This window comes from Enteroscipio rubneri (genome assembly GCF_963929405.1).
Lineage (GTDB): Bacteria > Actinomycetota > Coriobacteriia > Coriobacteriales > Eggerthellaceae > Enteroscipio > Enteroscipio rubneri.
In genome coordinates this window covers 894,090-915,150 of sequence record NZ_CAWVIN010000003.1, presented here as the reverse complement: position 1 = coordinate 915,150, position 21,061 = coordinate 894,090, and the positions used below count along the sequence as shown (strand labels likewise).

The window sequence follows — 21,061 nt, the reverse complement described above, 5'->3', positions numbered from 1 at the left end:
CCATGGGTAGGCTCGACGAGAAGATCACGCGCGCGGCGCATATCAAGCGCCATACGGCGGGGACGTCCAACGAAATATCGTTCAGCGTTCTCGACGCGGCGAAGCAAGCTCTCGACGGCGAAGCGGATGAGGATGGGAAGCGTCCTGCGCGATTTGGGCGTATCACCTTATTCACGCTTCCGGGACGGCGCAAGAAGCCCATCGCAACCCCAACGAAGGCGCGTGGCCTCCACCTTTCGACGGGGGACTTCGTCTCTGTCGACGAGGACGCCCCGTCCTCGTTTGGCGTGTTGGGTGCCGACGCACCTGCCACGCTCGTACCAGGGGACCAGCCAACGCCCCCCGGACGTGCTCCCATGGCTCTTGCATCCGAGCCGGCGCGCGGAAACAGCCGGTCTCCCGAAGAGGAGATAGCCCGCCGCAAAGCACGCCGACGCCTCAGCCGCACGATCGCTATAGCGATCGTGAGCATCGTGTCGGTGCTTCTAGTGGTTGCGGGCGGTTTCTACCTGTATAACGAGTACCGCTCGCATCAGGCGAACGTCTCGCAGCTCGACGATGCACTGGATCTGATGGCCAGCACCGACGAGACGCTCCACGTTCTTGATGTGGTAGTGGAGAAGCCGTTTGAATCTGATACTGCGCAGAAGCGCGCCGATCTCGACGATCAGCTCGATGAGGCGACCGCTGCGCTGGACGAAGCCGACGAACTGGCCCGTGCTGCATCGGTTGCCCTACGGGCTCCTCGGGACAAAGAGGCCGCCAACCAAGTGGTGGCCGCTATAGCCGCCCGCCGTGCCCTGCTTGAGTCGGGGTCGCAGCTTGCCGCGCTATCGAACAGCGCATTGCAGGCTCTCGGCTCCGTGAACGAGGCGTGGTCGAATCTGCTTGCAGCCGATGATCTTGCTCGTCAGGCTGCTGCGCTCGTGACCGAGACGACAGCCGAGAACGTGCAGGCTTCTAAGGACCAGACGAACAAGGCTTTGGATGCTCTCGATGCTGCGCGCGCATCGCTTTCCAATGCGACGGACGCCTTCCCTTCGATCGATGCCGCCGCCATCGAAGCATACTTAAACAAGCGTGCCGAAGCGCTTGCGAGCGCCATAGCTTCAGACGATGCGTTTCTCGCCAAGAACAAGCAGGAAGCTGCTGCTCAAAACGATGCGTACAACGCAGCCGACGCCGAAGCGGCCGCTTTGGCCGAGAAGCTTCCAGATGACCCGTCGAGCTTGGTGCTCGCCGCCTACGACGGCGAATCCGCTGCCCTGCAACAAGCATATTCAACAGCACGTTCACAAGCTGGAACAGCGGATGCTTTTATTCATGATTATTTGGGTGCAGAGATCAAATAGCGTATACTTGGATAATATGTGCCTTGCAGAATCTCCAAGGAACGAAAGGCAAATCGCATGCCGGAGTTACTCGACCACGTCGCATATCTTTCCCAGGAAATCGGTCCCCGCCCTGCGGGAACTGAGGAGGAGCAGCAAGCGGCGTTATATATCACTGAGCAGATGCAAAAGGAAGCCGGCCTCTCGGCCGCAATCGAGGATTTCGGCGGCGCTCCGAACAGCGACGCCCCTCGCGTGCTGTGCTGCATCCTCGCCCTTGTCGTTGCGGCGCTTTCCCTGTTCCTTCCCGTGTTGGGTATCGCGTCAATCGCGATCACAGCTATCACGGCGCTTCTGTTCGCAGCTGAGGCGTTCGACCATCCGGTGCTTTCAAAGGCGTTCGCGCGCGGCGTGAGCCAAAATGTAGTCGCCAAGTACGAGCCCGGCTTTTCGACCGAAGCAGGCGGCTCGCGCCGCCGCAAGGTGATCCTTGTCGCGCATTACGACAGCGGGAAGGTGCGCGCCGAGCTGAACGGGCCACTGCTGAAGCTTCTGCCTATCCTGCAATGGGCGGAGCTCGTCGCCATGGTGCTGCTCCCCGTTCTGCTTGTCGTTCGCAACATCGTGTTCGCGAACGATACGGGGATGGCGGTCACCGTGATGAACGTACTCGTTGTGATTGCGCTGGTGCCGCTTGCTATCGTGCTTATCTTCGCGCTCGTCCATAAGTTGGCCGCGTACAACGAAGCTGCCAACTGCAACGCCGCTGGAACGGCTGTGCTTCTTGAGACGGCTCGCCGGGTCGGTCGCGGACGCGTGAGCGAAGCCGACCTTGCGGAACGCGAGGCGGCTCTCATCCATGGAGAGGAGGCTGCGCGCGCGGAAGGCCTCGTTCCTGAAGGCGCTCAAATTGTGTACGAAGCCGCGAGTATGGTGCCGCCCGAGCCGGCGCCCCAGACGCCCGAAGCGCGTCTTGCGGCTGCAAAGGCCGCTGTCGCCGCCTTGTCCGGAAAGCCGATGCCCAACGTCTACTCCTCCGATCTTGCAGAAAACCTCGTGCAGGTGAAGGAGCCTCCCATCGCGAAGCCGTCCGGTGACGACTTTCGCGAGTTGCGCGACGAGACGCGCGAGGCCCTTACCTCGATTCCGCCCGATACCATGCAGGCTGCGCTAGCAAACGCTGAAGCCGCGCTTCCGGAAGACGCCATCTCCTCCGCATCGGATATATCGCAGTCCGCCGTCATCCAGTCATCGCGCGCCGAGGAACCTTCCGTCGGTGTGCCTGACTGGTTCAAGAAAGCTCAGGAGAAGGCCAAGAAGCCTCGCAACGAGGACAAGCCGGTGCAGCGCTCCCGCTACGCCTCCGCACTCGACGCCGCGGTCAGCGAGAGCGCTGGGCACTTCGCCGAAGCGAACGAAGTCGTGGAGAAGCGTCTCGAACAGGTACTGGAATCCGATGCGGGCGTTATTCGCGAAGTGAAGGCACCTCGCTGGGCCGCGACGGCCGAGCCGCAGGAACCTACACGCGAGGACGCCTCCCAGCCGAGCGGTCGGCCCACGACTGCGCCTGTGTCGCAGGACTCGGTCGATGCCTCCACGTCGCAGCCTCCAGTCGATCCGGCGGCCACCACCGCCATGGCCCCCATTGATGTTAACGATTTGCGCCTCGACGATATGCCCGATGCGGGCGCCGTGCCCATGCCTTCGTTCCTTGATCCGCAGAAGGTGCAGGAGGAGTCGCGTGCGCAGTTCATGGACGGCCCGCGTACCGACAAGCGCGTGGATGTGACAGGTGTGCCGATCGATGCGAGCGGCCGTATCACCCCGCTCGACGTGCCGAGTGCGGATGGTGCCGAGAACATGGGCACGCCCGCCGAACACGGTCGCCGCCCCATCGAGCTGCCGGACATCGGCATGGCCGCTGCCAATCCCACGCCTATTTCAGAGCTTCCCAAGCAACGTGCCCCGCTCGCCGACGTCGAAGGCTCTGCGAAAACAGCAGCGAAGAGCTTGCTCACCATGCTCCCTTCCATTAACCTTGGCGGGTCTGGCACCCCGGATGGGGATGTGCCGGAGGCAGGGGGAGCGGCCCCGGGCGAACCCACTAAGAAGCCCGCTTTGCGTTCGATGCTGCCTTCGCTTTCCGGTGCTATTCGTGTGAAGGACGACGACGCTTCGCCCAAAAACGTGAGTGCGGCCGGCTCGTTTGCTCCCGCCGGGGCGACTGGTGCCTTCGCCCCGATCGGTGACGAGCTGCTGGACAACGTTGATCCCGACGACATTTACGTGGATGACGCCGATGACTCTGCGTACGACGATAACATTACCGAAACGGGAGCGTACGCCGGTCCCGGTTACGTGGAGATGCCCAAGTCGCGCGTCCAACGGCTTTTCGGGCGCTTCCGCAAGAAAGAAAAGGAGATCGAGCCGAGCCCGCAAGAATGGCTCGACGTCGATGAGACGTTCGATGCGCGCTCTGCAGGTGCCGAACGCGGCGGCTGGGAAAGTTTCCGCGACGAGGATGCGGATGTGTACGAAGAAGACGCATTCGATAGCGCGACTGGACAGTTCGAAGACGATTTTGATCCAAACGACGCCGACTACTACGATTCGGATGATCGCCGGCCGTGGAACGGCGGCGCGTTCTCGTCAACGCGTGTGGAGCAACATGGCGCAGGAGCGGACGAGTTCGACGGATTGGACGGTTCGGACGCGTATGGTCGGTATGAAGAAGATCCAGAAATCGCTGATGAGCTCAGGCAGGTGTACCAGTTCCGCAACCCGGATATCAACACCGAGGTATGGTTCGTCGCACTCGGTTCCGAGCTGTCTAAAAATGCTGGTATGCGGGCATTCTTGGATGAGCATCAGCAGGATCTGCGCGGTGCGATCATCATTGATCTTGACGCGCTTGGCGCGGGTGATCTGTGCATGATCGAAAAGGAGGGCACGCTGCGTGCAGTGAAAACGTCGTCACGCATGAAGCGCTATGTAAAGAAGGCGTCGCAGGCGAGCGGGGTGAGCGTTGGATCGGCGCAGTTGCTCTGGGAGGACAGCGCGGCTTCCTTCGCCGTGCGACACGGTCATCAAGCTATGCATCTCGTGGGCATGGAAGGCGGAAAGCCGGCGTTGTACGCCCAGGCCAACGATATGATGGAAAACATCGACGAAGAGACGCTGCGCAGCAACGCCGACTTTGTTATGGAGTTGTTGAAGAATATATAACCGTACCGAAAGAGGCCAGGAAGCGAGCGTGGGCTTTACCGTATACTAAACAGCACGTGCGCGTATCTAACGCACGGATTCGAGAGATGCAGGACAGGGTATCCTGCTCAACCACAGAACAGCGAGGTGTTTTTGCAGCCATGGCTATCGAAGCGTACTGCGTGAAGTGCAAGGCCAAAAAGATCATGACGGATCCTGTCGAGGGCACGACGAAGAATGGCAAGCCCATCACCAAGGGCAAGTGCCCCGATTGCGGAACCACGATCTGCCGCATCGGAGCCGCAAAGAAATAGGCTGCACTCATCAGCGAAATAACGAGGCCTCGGACATGTCGTCCGGGGCCTCGTTGTATTCTCTGAGCTTGGCGCAGTTCGGCCTTCGGCTCTCGCGCCAATGCTCCGGCATCGCATTTTCATGCTCCGGCATCACCCTCTTCTCCTCGATGGGTGCTACATGATCGGTGTTGTATGACCACTGCCACATGATCCGGCTGTGGTCGGTGCCCGGTTCCCCTGCGCTCGCGAGGAAACCCGTGGGTGTGAATCGGCGCTGTATGATCGGCGCGACGTGCACTTCGTCTGGATGCCGAATGTTTCACGTGAAACATTCGGGCGTTCGCCAACAAGGCGGCCCTTCCATTCGGAAAGGGCCGCTGCATGCAAGCTGAGAGGGAAGGAAGATTCTTACAACGGCCCCGCTGCCATGGTGCTGTGGCTCTTGCAGGCGATGATCTGCAGGTCGTCGCCGTCCATGCGGTACACCAGCAGGTGGTCGTCGGCTATGCGGCGTGTCCAGAGCGACGTCTCGCCTGCCCTCAGCGGCCGAGGATCGCCGATCCCCGCACCCGCTCCGTCGGACTCGATGCTCGCGACGAGCGTCTTGACCAAGCGGTGGACATCCTCGTCCTGGCTCTTCCACGAGCGGTAGTCCGCCCATGCCTCGGGGGCCCACGTCCTCATCTGGTCGTCCGACTCGTGCATTACCCCGCGTCCCTCGTCGAGGGCCTCCACGTTGCGTTCGATGCGAGCCAGATCCTCGGCGCTGCACCCCGCGTCGGCGGGCAGGCCGAGCGGGAGCCGGCCTTCCTCCACCGCCTTCTTGGCGAGCACGATGAACGCCGTGGTCACGTCGATCCCCAGGTCGTTGCACATCTCCCCCATCCGATCCAAGGTGGCGATGTCGAGGGGCACGTTCACCACGCCGATACCCGCATCCTCAATGATCTTGGCAATCGCCGCAGACTGCGCCAGGGCGCCTCCCCCGCGGGACAGGGTCGCGGCAGGCACGGGGAAGGCCCCGGGCAGCATCTTCGCGTCGTCCAGGTTCGCAGAGGACGCGCCCCCGGCAGGCTCAGGCTGAGCGGCGCCAGCATCGCCGCCGTCAACCGACGGGCCTTCGCCTGATGCGGGCAGCGAGCGATCGTCTGACGGGACTTCCGCATTGCTTTCCTCGGTGATCTTCAGCCCTTTGGGGATGAGCTTCCACACGACGATGGCCGTCACCAAGATGATGATGCCGCCCGCGAGGCACGTCACGACCAGGGACTGGTTGAACGCGTCCGCACCTCGTTGGATCAGCTCGGGCATTCCGAGCATGTTGCCGATCTCGGTGGTCGCCGCGAACGACTGCTTCGCGGCGTTGATCAGCTGCCCGTCCAGGCCCATGGCGCGCAGGGCGCCGGTGCCGAGCTCCGAGCGGTAGATGATGGAGGCGAGGCTTCCCAGGATGGCCACACCCAGCACGTTGCCCAGGTCGTAGGATATCTCCTGGAGGCTGCCCGCGCTCGACGCCTTCTCAACGGGCGTCTCGGCCATGATGAGCGATGCGCCGATTGCCAGGGCGCCGGTTCCCAGGCCCACCAGGCAGGTGGACACGATGACGACGGTGAGGGAGAGGTCGTCCTGGAAGAAGAACATCATGAGCATGGCCACCGAAGCGAGTCCCAGGCCGGCCGCCACCACGTGCCGCGCCTGATAGCGCATGGCAAGGGCGGCCGCGCCCAAGCTCGAGATCAGCGTGGCCACCGACATGGGAATGAGGTGGATGCCCGATTCGAGCGTGCCGTCGCCGTTGACCAGCTGCAGCCACTGGGCCAGCATGTACAAGAGCACGGCCAGGGCGAACGTGCACGCCATGGTGGCGATGACGCCGGCCGAGAACGTCCGGCTGCGGAACAGGGAAAGATCGACGATGGGATGCGGCGACTTCAGGCATCGGAAGACGAACAGGGCCATGAGCGCCAGGCCGCCGAGGGTTGCCGCCGCGCCGGGAACGTCGAACGCGAGTTCGGCCGCAAGGTGCTTGATGCCCCACAGAAGCGCTACCATGCCGGCGAGGGCAAGCACCGATCCCAGAACGTCGAAGCGCCCGGGGTTCTTGAGCTTCACTTCCGGCATGGCGAACATGCCGAGCAGGAAGGCGACGCCCACGATGGGCACGTTCACGAGGAACGCCGAGTGCCAGTTGAAGTGCTCCAACAGAAAGCCGCCGATGAGCGGGCCGGCCGCCATGCCGATGGCGCTGATGGCCGACCAGGCGGCCACGGCTATCGCACGCTCCTTCGAATCCGTGAAGATGCTTCGGATCATGGATATGGTGATGGGCATGATCATCGCACCGCCGATACCCAAGAAGGCCCGGATGGCAATGAGCTGGCTTGCGTCGTTTATGAACACGACCAGCACCGAGCCGATGCCAAAGATCAGGAAGCCTGCGAGAAGCATCTTCTTCCTGCCGAACCTATCCGAAAGCGAGCTGGTGGCAACGAGGAAGCCCGCCAAGACGAGCGAGTAGACGTCGACCACCCAGAGAAGCTGGTCTGACGAGGGACTGAGGTCCCGGGTGAGCTCGGGCAGCGCGATGTTGAGAACGGTGAGGTCGATGGCGACCACAAACTGTCCCAACAATATCGCGATGAGAGCTGTCCACAAACGGCCCTTCGAGAGCGTTTGCGGCTTGATAACAATAGAATCATCCATAATGGGTGTACCTTCCTACCGGTATTCTCTCAGATACGTTGCTCTCCTTCTTGACGCTTACAGCTCGATGCTGTCCACGACGCCGTTGATGTCCGCCTTGTCGCCCACGACCGCGATCTCGTAGAGCGTGTCGGTAGTGACGACATAGGCTGCCTTGCTCTCGTACTTACGCTTCTGACCCTCAATGTCCTTGACGAAGCTGTACTCGTACACCGTAACCTGGGCACCGTCGATCACCTTGGACTTCTCCTTGTCGATGCTCCACGCGGTAATTCCATACTTCTTCTCCAGATCGGCCTGCTTGGCCGCGATGGCCTCGGCTGCCGTGCGGGCGACGGGCTTGGCGCTCTCGGCCTTCTCAGCCGGCTTGGCACCCTCTTCCTCGATGACCTCGCCCTCTTGCTCCGCAGCCCCGACCTGTTCCTCGACAACGGCGGCCGTCGGCGCGCCAAGCTTCTCGTAGCTGATAGTCAGGCTGTTGCCCGTCTCGTCCTCATCCAAGTCCTCGTTGTCCTCCGTGAACACGACCGCTCCGCTCGAGCCGTTGCCGCCCGGGCTTTCCAGCCACGTTTTCGGGACCTTGAACGTTATGTCCTGCACGGTCACTTCGCGGTCCAGACTCGCTCCGCAGCCGGCGAGCGCGCAGGCGGCAAACGCGGTCAAGGCGAAAGCGGCTGCCAGGGTGCCTATCCTCTTCATGTTCATCGACCTCTTCTCCCTTCGAAAACCCTTGGAACTTAGTTAATGTACTTATGTACACTACAAAGCATAGCAGCTGGAAGGTTAATGTTCAAGTGTACATTAAGAAAAATTTCGATTAGAATAGGATCACGGAGACAGCAGTAAGACAGCGGACGGCACAGGAGGTTGCCCGTGGAAGAAGACACGACGAAGACAGAGAGGTCCGGGAAGAAGCCGAAGAAGCGCGCGCCGCGAGACCCTGCCGGTCGACGGCAGGCTATCATCGACGCCGCTGCCAACCTCATAGCACGCGAGGGGAGCAGCAAAATCACCAACAGGCGGGTGGCGGAAGAGGCCGGCGTGCCCTTGGGCTCGACCACCCAGTATTTCAAGAGCATCGACGAGTTGCGCCGCGAGGGCTTAGCCGAGGTCGCCCGCAGGATCGAGCACGAGTACGACGAGGCGTTCCGCGTCACCGAGCAGGGAATCCAGAACGCGACGGCGCTAGCCGATTTCATCAACGAGTATCTCTCGGACCAGCAGCGGGTGCACGCCGACGCCGCCCTCTATGCTGCGGCCATCGAGGATCCGGACGTCGAAGACATCACGAGGAGCGCCTTCGAGTCGTTTTTGCGCAGGTGCGCGCCGTTCATGGACGAGCAGCGCGCGAAGATCCTCTGTGCGTTCATGGAAGGCGCCATCATCAACTCCTGCTTCATGGGGGTACCCTACGACCGCGAAACCATCCAGAAAGCCGTGAGCCTCATATTGAGGGACGCTGAAGTATCATCTTAGGCGTCGAAGGGCGCGCTCACGAGCGGCGCCCTTGCTCGCCCGCGGCGTTTGTGCCATCCTCTTCTTTTCAGCACCCTGGAAGGAAGCGGGCCTATGGTTGAGACGAACGGCAATCAAGAACAAGCCGCCGAGCAGCTTCCCAAGGAGCACGCCATCATCAAGCTGTCGAGGCAGTCCCTCGTCAACCATTTCGTGACGCGAAACATGGACGTCGCGTTGGCGCACATGACCGACGATGTCGAATGGCTGGGACCGTTCGCTTGCCAGACTGCCTCCAGCAAGAAGGCCATGCAGGACATTCTCCGCCCCGAATACGGCATCCGCCTGGCCTTGGCCGACGAGCGATGGCGTGCACGTAAGCGGGCGGGCACGTGGATCGTTTCGGCCTGCTACACCCTGCTGGTCGTGTCGGCCGACGGAGAGCGGAGCATTCCGTTCGAGCAACGCGCGACCTACGTTTGGGCCCCGACGCCGGACGGACCGCGCATCGTGCATCTGCACGTCTCGAACACCACCGATGCGAACACGCTTCTGCCGTCGCTCGACACGGGGAAAAACGCCATCGAGTTCCTCTACGAGCATTTCGATGACCAAGGATCGGGCACGGGGAAAATCAGCTTTCGCGACATCGGCGGAGACCTCCATGTCCTGCACCCCAACGAGCTGCACGCCGTCGAGTCCGAAGGCCCTCGATGCGTCGTCAAGCACGCCCACGGCGAGTTCACCGTGCGCGCGGCGTTGGCGGACATCGAAGAGGAGCTGCCTGCGCGAGACTTCCTGCGGCTTCACCGCAGCTGCCTCGTGCACCGGGGCCGCATCGTCAGCATCGAGGGCTATCGGGCCAAGCTCGACGACGGTTCGGAGTACCCCATCGCCGAGCGGCGCTATCGAAGCGTCAAGCAAGCGCTCGTCGCGCCGCGCTCAGTGCTAGAAAGCACGGTCCCTCCCCGCCTGTCGTCTCCGGTCGACAGCGGCACTCGGCCGTGATGCCGTAGCGGATCTGCTTGCGCGAACGAACACCCGCCGAGGCGCAACGAATGACCGCGTCGAGCATGCGAGCACCGCGCGTCTCATGCGGGGAGCACCGCGTTCGTTTCGCAAGGCGGGGCGTTCGTGTCGCCGGCGTCAAGACAAAGGTCGCTCGAACACGTCGCCTTTCTATACTGGACCGCATGGTCGAGCCGCTCATCTCGAAGCGGCGAAGCAAGCACGCGAAGCAAGCACGCGAAGAAGGAACCGCTCATGAAGAATCCCTCCTGCAACCCGTTCGGCGCTCTTGGACGCGCCGCGCTCACCCTCGCGTTCGCGGCGGCGCTGCTCCCCGTGCCCGCCTTCGCCGACCCCGACAGCGCCGCCGATCCCGCCGGCACCGGCTCGAGCGCCAGTGCCAGCACGCTCCAGCCGCTCGGCCGCATGGTGGAAACCGAGCGCGGACCCGTGTTCAGCTTGTACGATCCCTCCCTGCTGAACCCCGCATCGGGAGCCAACGCGCTTGCGGCCCTCCCCGACTCCTACGACCTGCGCACGGCGGGAGCGGGCGGGGCGAGCCTCTCGACCAGCGTCAAAGACCAGTACCCCTTCGGCGACTGCTGGTCGTTTGGCGCGCTGTCGTCGCTCGAGTCGAACCTGCTGGTCACGGACCATGCCACAGGCGCTCCCAGCAGCCCCGACCTGGCCGAGCGCCATCTGGCATGGTTCGCGTACAACGGCGCGGACGACAGCGCCGACGACAGCCGGTGGGCGGGCGGCGACACGTTCCTCAACACCACCGGCCGATCCGACTACGACGCGGGCGGGGCTCGAAACCTGTCCGCCGCCACGCTCATGCGCTGGTATGGCGCCGTGGACGAGCAGAAGGCCCCGTACATCAACGATGCCAGCATGGGCGCACCGGACGCCGCCCTGCGCACCCAGTCCGACGTGCACGTGCAGAACGTCATGTTTCTTCCCGAGCCCAACATGTACACCTGGCAGGAGCACGAAGGCGGGTCGCCCACCTTGGAGCACCGTCGCGATCCCAGCGCCGTCGACGCCATCAAGACGTGCCTCATGGAAAACGGCGTCGTGGACGTGTCGTTCTACGCCGACAACGCGATCACGAATAATATGACGGGGCGGGGCACGTGGAACCCCGCAACGAGCGCCTACTTCTACAGCAAGACGACCGACAACGCCGAGATGCTGGCGAATCACGAGGTGAGCATCATCGGATGGGACGACAGCTTCTCGAGGACGAACTTCTCCACCCAACCGGAAGGCGACGGCGCCTGGATCGTCAAGAACAGCTGGGGCTCCGGGGCGAGCGGCCACCAGGACGGCTGCTTCTACCTGTCCTACTACGACACCAGCTTCTCGAATCCCACGTCTTACCAAGCAGAACAGGCAACCTACGACGCCGACGGCACCGACCACGCCTACGACGGCATCTACCAGTACGACGGGGTGGGCATCGGCGAAACGGGGTTCACCAACACCGAGCGGGTGCAGTTCGCCAACGTGTTCGAGGCGCGCGGCAGCGAGACCGTGCAGGCCGTCAGCATATTTTTGGCTACGGCCGGCTCCCAAGTGGACATCGCCGTCTATCGCAATCCCACCGGCCTGACCGACGACGGGACGCTGAACCCGCAAAGCGGCACGCTGAAGTGGAGCACGACGCTTTCCGGGGCCAACGCAGGCTACACCACCATCGACCTGGGCAGCGACGCGTTTCCCGTCATCGCGGGCGACACCTTCTCGGTGGTCGCCTCCGCACAGGAGCCCAACGGGAACTACCTCATGCTCGCCGAAGTCGACGATGCGCGCCAAGAGTACGCCGCCATCGACTGCGCGGCTGGCCAAACCTACTACACCGAGGGGACGTCCGACTGGCACGACATGGCCCGCGAGAACCTGTTCGAAGAAGGAGCCGGCTACGCGGCGGGAAACGCCCTGCTGAAGGCGTACACCACTGAAACGCCCGCCGGGCGCGACACGCCCATCGCCATCCTGCACACCAACGACGTGCACTGCGGCGTCGGCCAAACCTTCGACGAGGACGGCGCGGCCACGAGCATCGGGTACGCCGGGGTTTCCCAGGCGCTCAAGGACGCGGAAGCGGTCTACGGCGCCGACAACGTCACCCTCGTGGACGCGGGCGACGCCGTGCAGGGCAAGCCCCTGGGAACGCTCTCGCAGGGTGCCGACCTAGTGGATATCATGAACCAGGTTGGCTACGACCTGGCCATACCCGGCAACCAGATGGATCAGCTGCACGAGCTCGTCGACCGCTCGAACGCCGCCTACCTGTCGTGCAACTTCGACAACCTGGGGACGGCCGCAACCGAGTTCTCGCCTTACACGATCGAAACGTACGGCAACGTGCGCGTGGCCTACGTGGGCATCTCCACGCCCGAGTCGCTGACCAAGTCGAACCCGGCGCACTTCAAGGATGCAAGCGGGACCGACATCTACGGCTTCTGCGAAGACGAGACGGGGCAGATGCTCTACGATCGCGTCCAGCAAACCGTCGACGAGGCGCGCGCGAACGGGGCCGACTACGTGGTGGCCATCGGACATTTGGGCCAGTCGGGCGTTGCCACGCGCTGGCGCTCGGACACCGTTATCGCGAACACCACGGGCATCGACGTGCTCATCGACGGCCACTCCCACGAGCAGTACGAACAGCGCGTCGCCAACAAGGCGGGCAGGGACGTGCTGCTTGCGCAAACCGGCACGCAGCTGCAAACCTACGGCGAGGTGATCATCCATCCCACGACGGGAAAGATCGAAGCGCGGCTGGTGGAACCTCCCGTGGCGCAGGACCCTGGCACCGCCGCCTTCATCAAGGACATCGAGGACAGGCTGAGCGAAACGCTGGACAAGGTGGTCGCCCGCACCGAGGTCAAGCTGGTGGCTGTGGAGAGCGACGCCCGGCAGGACTGGGCCGTGCGCGTGCGCGAGACGAACCTGGGCGACCTTGCGGCCGACGCCGTCCGCGCGTCGCTCGGCGCCGACATCGGCTTCATGAACGGAGGCGGCATTCGCTCCGACGTGGCCATGGGCGACGTCACGTACGGCGACGCCATCGCGGTGCTGCCGTTCGGCAACACGCTCTGCAAGGTGGAAGCCACCGGCCAGACTATCGTCGACGCGCTGGAGATGGGCGCGCGCCTCTACCCCGAGCCCAACGGCGGGTTCCTGCAAACCTCGGGCCTTACCTACGAGATACGCTCCGACATCCCCTCACCCGTGAAGCTGGACGAGAAGAACGTGTTCGCGGGCATCGAGGGCGAGCGGCGCGTGCAGAACGTGCGCGTGGGCGGCGAGCCCATCGACCTGGGCAAAACCTACACCGTCTCGTCCATCACCTACCTGCTGCAAGACGGCGGCGACGGGTTCTCCATGTTCAAGAACGCGAAGGTCCTCGTCTCCGAGCAGGGCTTGGATTACGAGGCGCTCATCGCCTTCATGCAGGACGACCTGGGCCGCGTGATACGCGCCGATTCCATCTACGCCGACGAAAACGGCACCGGCCGCATTCTGGTGAAAACGGGGGCGGCAGTCGAGCCCGAGCCCATCCCGCAACCCCAACCGACGCCCAACGCCACAGAAGGGGGCGCCACGCCGAAGCCCCTCGCACGCACGGGCGACACCGCAGCGCCGACGGCGGTGGCGACAAGCGCCCTGGCGCTGTCGGCCTTGACGTGCGCCGCCATCGCGACACGTGCTGTGCGGCGCCGGCGTCGCACAGCAGCCGAAACCCTATAGCTCCACCCAATCGGGGCTGTCTGCAAGAACGTTCAAGTAATAGACGGGATCATTGACCGCCGGGTACACGTGCGCGATGTCGTTGAGCCCCCAACTGTTGGTCGAAGAATAGAGGAACCGCCTGCGCGTATCCGAAGCAAGGTTCGGACCGTACTCCAAATCAACGAATACGCCCTGCGCGCACGTCACGATGCTCGAGACGTCCACGGCGGGCTCGCCGCACCTCAATCGCGTGAGGCATTGGCAATCGTCGGGATTGGCCAGGTAGAAGCCCGGCCCCATGCAGGGGCAGTCCAGTATCGTGTCGCATGGCTCGTACAATTCAGGATCGCCCATCGAGCAGTCGCAATACAGCGACTCGTCGCTCTCGACAAGATGGCACCAGTCCTGGGGATCGAACCTGCTCCCTATCGACGAGTTCCAGTCGGACATGCCCCGGCGAAGGTTCCCCACCTCGCTGTTCAAAAGGCTCACCATGTCGTTTCCGAATTGCGACCAGCCCTCCTTTTTCTCGGGAAACTCCCCCTCGAAGACTCTGGTGAGACGCGCGAGAGAAGCTATCTGCATCTCCGACTGGGGAACGGGCAGACCGCTCCTGCCTTCCTCCTCGTTGTGCGTGACCGCGCGCCATAGGTCGAACATCACGCTGTTCAGCTGGGCAGGGTCGGCTGGAACCTCGGGGTCGGGGCTTCCGCCCACGTAGAGGTTTATCGCGTTGACCACCAAACGCTCGATATCGACGAAACTGAGAGAGTGGCAACGGGCTTCGGTCGGCGGGAGCGTGAGCGCTTCGATGACGCACCTGTCGAACGACGGGCGCCCACCCCTCGTCTGCACGACCACCGGCTCACCCGGGCTGATGCCCTGGAGCGGCAGCGTCCCGAACCCGAGGACGGCGGTTCTCAGCGCCACGCAACCCGTCGTGCCCGGCGCGCACAACAGCGTGCGGTACGTGGAAGCGCCCACTCCCGCCACCGCGTCGGTCTTCTCCGATCCGAGGGAAAACGGCAGGCCGGTGGCGGAAACCCGCGCTCCGGAAGCATCGACCGGCTCGAGGTACGCGTCGTAGATGCGATCATGCGAGCCGTCTTTCACGCAGGCCACCGGGTAGGTTGCTGCGGTCAGCGAACGTTCGACCGCCGTCTCCCCAAGCCGGTATGCCGCGCGAACCATCAGGCCCCCCGTGCCGGCCAAGCCGCTCAACTCGGCCAGGCGCACCTCGGCGAGCCCTTCCATGCGCGCGAGCGCCAGCTCCAGGCCCGCCAAATCGAGCGCGCCCACGGCAACCGGGGGCGCGGCATACGCCCTGAAGAAGGAAACGATGTCGAACAGCAAGTTGCGATGCTGCTTGTCCCAGTGCACGAACGCCGGGCCATCGGCCCAAGGCCGCCCGACCAGCTTGCCCGCAGCGGCTTCCGCGCGAGCCCAGGCGACGAACTGGCCGCAGAACCGCCGGTTTGCCTCCTCCTCGCCGCTTTCCTGCGCCTGCACCGCCTCGGCCATCCGGATGGCGGGAAGCGCCGGCAATTCGCCTTTCCCCGGCTCGTTCGACCACCGTGACAACGGGCGGGCAGCCAGCACGTGCACCTCGTGCTTGGTAGAGCCCAGCAGCTTGTCGCCCGCGCGCCATTGGAAAAGGACGTTGTGGGATCCGAGGTCGGCGGCTCCCAGGGCATGGTGCGCCAGGGGGAAATCAACCGTCACGTCGCCCACGGCTGCAAGGGTCACGTTCTGCGCATCGAGCGACCCCAACAGCCCGTCGCCCTGGGCCGTCGCCTTCACCTGCACCGTCGTCGGAGCATCGAGCGCCAAGACGGCAAGCGTCAGGCGCAGCACCGGTCGGGCATCCGCGCCGACGCGCCAGTACGCCGACTGCGATGCGGTGCAGCCCTCCGTCCACTCGGGCAGCACGGGCGAGGCGTCGAAGTCCGGGCGGATGCACACCGCGCCGCAATCCTTGGAGGCATCCGAGTAGAAGGCGAGCGACTTCAGCGCAATCGTGGCCCCTTTCGTCTTGCTCTCCTGGGGGTCGGGAGAAGGCCGTGCGGCAAGGCTGACCGTGGCGACCGCGGCCGCCACGGCGATCGCTTTCGATACCTTGCTTTTTGCGACGGGCGACAATATGCGCACGTATCTGAGAAAACGCGCGATCCGGTACGGGTTCTGCCAGCGCGCGCCCGATAGGTAGAAAGCCTCGAAAACGGGCCACAGGGCCGTCACGCCCGACACTGAGGCGAATATCCCTATCAGCACGTCGCGAGTCACGGAGCCCTCGTCCTCGATGGATTTCATGCGCGCATCGGCGGCAAGCGTCACGTAGAGTGCCTTCGCCATCGAGCCGTTCAGCTTGCCCTGGCCGCCGCTGAACCCCGACACCGCCTCTTGGCCGGTGAGCGCCTTCACGGTTTCCAGCAGCACGGTGGCGGCCGCACGGCTCTCCCATTCCTCCACGTCGGTCATGCCGGTGGCTACGTCGGGCAGGGCGAATGCGAGCGTGGGCGGATTCGGATCGAGCACCGTGTTCTCGCGCAGCGCCACGGCCGCGCCGCCCGCGTAGAGCATCTGGCCATCGAACACGACTTCGCGCGGCGCTTCGTCGGAAAACAGCCACGACGCCGCCACGCCATCGTCGAAGCGATACGGTGCCACGTCGGCATAGCCGGCCAGCCGATCAGCGTCGAGCGCTCGATCGAACACCGTCACCGCATCGATGAACCCGGGGAAACCCACGACCGCGACGCCGGCAGCGTCGGGCGCGTTGCCAATCATCACGTCGGCAGGCTCCGTGCGCGCAAACGGCGCCGCCAACGTCGCGGTGCCCGTCGGAGCGCCGTCGACGAAGAACGCGGCCTGCGCGCCCGATACGCTGACGGCGAGGTCGCTCCACTCGTTGACGGGCAATGTGGCACCGAACGCGAACCGCTCGCCGCCGATGAGGCAAAACGGCCTCGTCTGCTGCTCCGTCACGCCCAATGCGAACCCCTGCGCATCGCCAAGCGCGCCGTTCGCGAACACGTAGCCGTCGCCCATCTCGGGCGAGACGGTGGGAAACACCTTCGCCAGAACCGTGAAAGCGTCCGTTGGAAACGCGCCCGGATTCGCCGTCGTGCGCGGCGCCAGCACCGAGCCGGCCGTGCCCGTTCGCAGCGCCGGCACGAGGTTGACCACGTCGCAGTGGCCCACCAGCTGCAGCGGCAACGCGTGACGCCCTGCGTCTCGCGGGTCGAACGCGTCGAAGTCGGCGCAAAGCTCCAGTTCGCCGTCGGGCACCACGTGCTCTATCTGGTTGAACCGCACCTCGTCGTCGGTGAAGGCGCGCGCCGCCAGCGTGACTTCCTGCACGTAACCGTCCAGGTCTCCCATCTGCCAACGCGTCTCCCCATCCACGAAGCGCTCGCCCGTCGCAATAGCCTCGTAGACGGGTATGCCCTGGACGTACAGGCGCAACACCTCCCCATCGTACACGGCATCGATGCGGTTCCACTCGTTCTCGAGCAGATGCAAACCGGCTGGATCGCTGCGATGCCGCCCCAGGTTCTTCGACTCGAACAGCACGGCGCCACCGTCGTAGCCGAACCGGAACGAGCCCGGCTGCTCGACGACGGTCTTGTCGCTGCCGTTGTGCGGCACGAACACCGTGGCGCCGAGCGAGAACGCGTCGCCGCCCGAAAGCGAACGATCGGGCACTGCGGCGCAGAAAGCCAAGTCGGGAGGGGCGCACTTCAGGGCGAAGAAGCTCCGGCGTTGCGTGCTCATGAGCGCCCCCCGTTCCAGCGGCGATTCTTCTCCTCGCACTCCGCGAGGAAGGGGTTGTCGGCAAGCGCCTCCTTGCTCTGCCCCCAGGCGAGGAACGCCTGCATGTTGTTGTCGCCCACGAGGATGTTCTCGGCGAAGAACGTGCCGCCTTCGCGCCCGGAGCCGTCCGCCGCCTCGTCGAGGCACAGGTTGTACACCTCGTCGCCCGGCACGTCCCAAATGCCGTTCAGCACGAGCGCCTCGCCGCCCGGGCCGTACAGGCGGCAGTTGCCGCGCACCTGCTCGGCCGGCAGCGTTCCCTCGCTTGTGACCAGGGGATGGTTGCGCGAGCACACGAGCTGGTGCCCGTCCACCGTGCTGAACGCCACGAGGTTCTCCTCGAAGCCCCTCACCACGTCGCTCACTGCGGCAACGCCTCCCTGAGCGTCGCGTTGCACGAGGTCGCCTACGCGCACGCTTTCCACCGGACGCTGCGAGCCGTCGGCCATGAGCACACGCGTGTCCTTGCGCAGGCAGCCCCACAGCAGATTCATCCAGTCCACCTTGCCGACGTTCGCCTGCGACCGATCGGCCATCGTCGTGAGCTCGATCGTCCCAGGGTCGCCGCTCTCGTGCTCGAACTTCACTTCCATCAGCATGTCCACGCGGTCGCGTGCAGGCCAGCGCCGCGAGGGCACGTTCGCTTTCCAGTCGGGATCGAGATCGAAGCTGAAGCCGCTGGCATAGGTTTTGGCCGCGTCAGGCTGCGCGACGAAATGGTGCTCCACATTCGTCTCGCGCCCTCTGATTTCGTAGCGGGAGATGCCGTTCTGGCAGTCCATCTTCAACTTGAACGTGGTGATGTCGATGCGTTTGAACGAATCCTGGCGCCCTTGCTCGTCCAGCTCGAACTCGACCCAGGCGGACACGGGAGCGAACAGGCGCTGCTGGCCGTTGTAGGGATCGAACACCTTGCCCTGGTACAGGTAGTCGACGTCCTCTTCGCCCAGCGGAAAACGGTTGTAGCAGATGTTGATCGGCGCGGCCTTGCCCTGCACCCTCTTGACAGGGCTCAGCACGTGCACGGCTTTGACCCGCGTGGAAAGATACGCTTCTTCATGCGCGTCTTTGCTGGTGAGCATGGTGTTCAGGCGGCGATCGCCGGCGGTCACCCAGTTGGAGACGTAATCGATCTCCAGCACGGTGGATGAGAACTCGGCCGGATCGAAATCCGTCTCGAACACCAGCTCGCTGTGGCACGTGTCCGTCGTGGACTGCGCGAAACCGCCCACGATTTCACCGGCGCCCGTGCGCACCTCCATGTGCTCGTCGATGAAGTAGGCTGGCTCCACCAACGAGGTGACGGCGCGCACGGTAAGCCTGTTGTCCTCGCGATTCCACGTCACGGCATCGATGAGCGCGCCGTCGACGAAGTCGGTGGACTCGCCGAGCCGGTTGGGGGCAGGCAGGTTCTCGCAGGCTTCCTGCAAAGCCCGGTACAGCTGGGGAAAGCGCTCGCGCGCTTCGTCCTCTCCGCCGTACAGGGCGAGCACGCCTTCACGGTAGAACGCGAGGTCCGAAGCATCGAGCATCACGCTGTCATCGAGGTTTCTGCGGGAACGGAAAGCGTCGAGAGCGGTCATGCGTACCGCCTCCTTTCTCGGCCGCGAACGCGGGCCTCGCATTGCGACCGCTTGGCGAACGCGCATAGATATGCGTGTTCATCATCATAGTCTCCGGCGCGCCCGCATAACCCGCGCAATCGTGTGCACGAAACGAGTGCGGCTTTTCAAGTCACGAACGCCGTCTCCGAGCTCTGTGAGGATGAGAGGGACGAGCCCGACGGCCGCGTCCAGGCGGCTTTTCCGTCGAGTATCGAAAGCGCCTGCCCCAACCGGCAACCGGATGCGAACGAACGGGGCGCTATTGGCGCATCGAAGCCGGAAGCCTCCGCGCGATGGGCAACGCGATGTTTCACGTGAAACATGTGGCGAATCATTGTCGAGATCTCTTCCGTCGCAGAGGCGTGCGTGACCTGCGCGGAAATCGACATGTGCGACCCCATCGGCTGGACCGTGCGCATGGCCGGCGGCGGTACACCGAGCGATTTGACACGCTCAAACACGCCCTGAGACGCTAGCGCGCCCCGCCTGCGCGCAGCAGCACGCGGATCGTCGCCGCGTGCTCGTCGGTTTCAACCCGTACTTCTCCCCGATAGCGCTTCGCCATCGTGGCTACCGAGGCCAGCCCGATGCCGTCGCCCTCCCGCTTGGCCGAGCGTGCGCCGCTCGACAGCACGCCGTTTGGCGCCGCGGCGGCCAACGCGCGGGCATCGGTGGACGAGCAGTTGTTGCGCACGGAAACCAGCACGGCGCTGCCCTCGACCCGCACTTCGGCGTCCATGAAGAGCGTGCGCGCCCCGTCCGGCAACGCCGATCGGCCGTCCGTCCCCGCCCGCGCGCTCCCCGAACCCTGCGCGCCCTCCGTCGCCGCGCGCTCGCAGGCCTCCACGGCGTTCTCCAGTAGGTTCGCCATCGCCATGCAGAAATCGGCTTCGGGCAGCGGCAGGCGTTCGGGCAGCGCGAAGGCGAGCGAGACATCGGCACCGCAGGCTCGAGCCCGCTCGGCGAAATGCGCGGCCACGGAGTCTAAAGCAAAGTTGAGCGCGTAGGCGCCCGACTCGCGTTGCGCCTGGCCAGCCCCTTCCTCGTCGAGGTATGCGCGCAGGCCTCGCACGTCGTCCTTTTCGGCGAACGACCGAATGACCAGCAGCTGATGGCGGAAGTCATGGCGCGCCTTGGCGGTTTCGCGCAGGGTGCGCCGCAGGTTCTCGTAGCGCTCATGCTGCAGCTCTTCCAGCTGAGCCGCCTCGCGCAGGCGCGCGTTCTCCATGACGGTGCGCAGAGCCGAGAACAGCATGAGGTACGACGCCACCATCAGAAACGCCAGCACGCCCACCGCCAGCGCGTACAACGCGTTGGCGCCGCTCGAGAGGAACTCCACCGCGTAGGCGAACATATACAGCGCGTTCGCCGCCACAAAGAACCCCGCGGGCACGGCGGCCAAGCGCCGCCAGAGCGCGGGGTCGTCCACCTGCTCGACGCCCCAGCGGATGGTTCGCGCGAACAGCGGCGCCAGCACGAGCGGGCCCGCGGAGCACACGACGGCGTCCAGCACGCGCCGCACCCCGAAGCTCCATTCCAGCGCCACCGTGCGCAGCAGCACGTCGTAGGTGAGGATGGCGATGGCGGCGGCGGTCGCAGCGCTGAAGAACACGAACAGGCGCTTGCCCCACGGCAGCTTCGTCAGCGCGGCCAGCGACAGCAGCGACACGGCCAGCACGGGAACCGTCGCCCAGACCCCTTCCTCGCCGGCGAAGGCAGCCACGCCGATGCCGCAGGCCAGGCTGACGGCGACGACGATGCCCAGCGCCATGCCCACGGTTGCCTTGAGAGAAAAGCGCAGCCGCCCACGCACTGCCAGCAGCATGAGAAAGAACATCGCCAGGAACGTAGGTGCATTGCGCACGACGTACCACAGAACCCCTCCGGCAACGTCCTCTCCCATGGA

The 21,061-nt window shown here is 64.4% G+C and carries 11 protein-coding genes; 6 read left to right on the top strand and 5 right to left on the bottom strand.

Going from position 1 to position 21,061, the window contains the following annotated elements; genetic code table 11:
- The first annotated feature begins 2 nt into the window (after window positions 1-2).
- The 3 genes from ABGT83_RS10870 (at window position 3) to ABGT83_RS10860 (ending at window position 4,849) form a co-directional block, all read left to right on the top strand.
- Window positions 3-1,352 (top strand): hypothetical protein, encoded by a 1,350-nt coding sequence (locus ABGT83_RS10870; protein WP_103265450.1) that lies wholly within the window; start codon window positions 3-5, stop codon window positions 1,350-1,352.
- A gap of 57 nt (window positions 1,353-1,409) precedes the next feature.
- Window positions 1,410-4,556, top strand: coding sequence for an aminopeptidase (locus tag ABGT83_RS10865; protein WP_346687546.1), 3,147 nt, complete (start codon window positions 1,410-1,412; stop codon window positions 4,554-4,556).
- A 140-nt stretch (window positions 4,557-4,696) separates the two neighbouring features.
- Window positions 4,697-4,849, top strand: a complete 153-nt coding sequence (locus ABGT83_RS10860) for a DUF5679 domain-containing protein (RefSeq protein WP_170042480.1) — start codon at window positions 4,697-4,699, stop codon at window positions 4,847-4,849.
- 390 nt (window positions 4,850-5,239) lie between these two features.
- Here ABGT83_RS10860 and ABGT83_RS10855 read toward each other — a convergent pair whose 3' ends face one another.
- Both ABGT83_RS10855 and ABGT83_RS10850 read right to left on the bottom strand, forming a co-directional pair.
- Window positions 5,240-7,534: an MFS transporter gene (locus ABGT83_RS10855; protein WP_346687544.1), complete on the bottom strand. Its 2,295-nt coding sequence runs from the start codon at window positions 7,532-7,534 to the stop codon at window positions 5,240-5,242.
- Window positions 7,535-7,591: 57 nt separating this feature from the next.
- Entirely contained in the window at window positions 7,592-8,239 is a 648-nt protein-coding gene (locus tag ABGT83_RS10850) for a hypothetical protein (RefSeq protein WP_346687542.1), read from the bottom strand.
- A gap of 168 nt (window positions 8,240-8,407) precedes the next feature.
- On the opposite strand from ABGT83_RS10850, the gene ABGT83_RS10845 reads away from it, so the two are divergent.
- The 3 genes from ABGT83_RS10845 (at window position 8,408) to ABGT83_RS10835 (ending at window position 13,756) form a co-directional block, all read left to right on the top strand.
- Complete coding sequence (locus ABGT83_RS10845) at window positions 8,408-9,010, top strand: TetR/AcrR family transcriptional regulator (protein WP_346687541.1); 603 nt, start codon at window positions 8,408-8,410, stop codon at window positions 9,008-9,010.
- Between the two features lie 93 nt (window positions 9,011-9,103).
- Entirely contained in the window at window positions 9,104-9,997 is an 894-nt protein-coding gene (locus tag ABGT83_RS10840; protein ID WP_346687539.1) for a LytTR family transcriptional regulator DNA-binding domain-containing protein, read from the top strand.
- 255 nt (window positions 9,998-10,252) lie between these two features.
- On the top strand, window positions 10,253-13,756 hold the full coding sequence (locus tag ABGT83_RS10835; RefSeq protein WP_346687538.1) for a 5'-nucleotidase C-terminal domain-containing protein: 3,504 nt from the start codon (window positions 10,253-10,255) through the stop codon (window positions 13,754-13,756).
- On the opposite strand, the gene ABGT83_RS10830 is transcribed toward ABGT83_RS10835, so the two are convergent.
- The 3 genes from ABGT83_RS10830 to ABGT83_RS10820 all read right to left on the bottom strand — a co-directional run bounded on the left by ABGT83_RS10830 (window position 13,751) and on the right by ABGT83_RS10820 (window position 21,058).
- Complete coding sequence (locus tag ABGT83_RS10830; protein ID WP_346687536.1) at window positions 13,751-17,512, bottom strand: LamG domain-containing protein; 3,762 nt, start codon at window positions 17,510-17,512, stop codon at window positions 13,751-13,753. The two genes, ABGT83_RS10835 and ABGT83_RS10830, sit on opposite strands and share 6 nt — an antisense overlap.
- Complete coding sequence (locus tag ABGT83_RS10825) at window positions 17,509-19,134, bottom strand: Hint domain-containing protein (protein ID WP_346687534.1); 1,626 nt, start codon at window positions 19,132-19,134, stop codon at window positions 17,509-17,511. Before ABGT83_RS10825 ends, ABGT83_RS10830 begins: the two co-directional genes overlap by 4 nt.
- 493 nt (window positions 19,135-19,627) lie before the next feature.
- A complete protein-coding gene (locus ABGT83_RS10820; RefSeq protein WP_346687532.1) occupies window positions 19,628-21,058 on the bottom strand; it encodes a sensor histidine kinase in 1,431 nt (476 codons plus the stop codon).
- Window positions 21,059-21,061 lie beyond the last annotated feature (3 nt).

Coding starts and splice junctions, on each gene's coding strand:
- ABGT83_RS10870 (WP_103265450.1), top strand. CDS start 3: ATGGGTAGGCTCGACGAGAAGATCACGCGCGCGGCGCATATCAAGCGC.
- ABGT83_RS10865 (WP_346687546.1), top strand. CDS start 1,410: ATGCCGGAGTTACTCGACCACGTCGCATATCTTTCCCAGGAAATCGGT.
- ABGT83_RS10860 (WP_170042480.1), top strand. CDS start 4,697: ATGGCTATCGAAGCGTACTGCGTGAAGTGCAAGGCCAAAAAGATCATG.
- ABGT83_RS10855 (WP_346687544.1), bottom strand. CDS start 7,534: ATGGATGATTCTATTGTTATCAAGCCGCAAACGCTCTCGAAGGGCCGT.
- ABGT83_RS10850 (WP_346687542.1), bottom strand. CDS start 8,239: ATGAACATGAAGAGGATAGGCACCCTGGCAGCCGCTTTCGCCTTGACC.
- ABGT83_RS10840 (WP_346687539.1), top strand. CDS start 9,104: ATGGTTGAGACGAACGGCAATCAAGAACAAGCCGCCGAGCAGCTTCCC.
- ABGT83_RS10835 (WP_346687538.1), top strand. CDS start 10,253: ATGAAGAATCCCTCCTGCAACCCGTTCGGCGCTCTTGGACGCGCCGCG.
- ABGT83_RS10830 (WP_346687536.1), bottom strand. CDS start 17,512: ATGAGCACGCAACGCCGGAGCTTCTTCGCCCTGAAGTGCGCCCCTCCC.
- ABGT83_RS10825 (WP_346687534.1), bottom strand. CDS start 19,134: ATGACCGCTCTCGACGCTTTCCGTTCCCGCAGAAACCTCGATGACAGC.
- ABGT83_RS10820 (WP_346687532.1), bottom strand. CDS start 21,058: ATGGGAGAGGACGTTGCCGGAGGGGTTCTGTGGTACGTCGTGCGCAAT.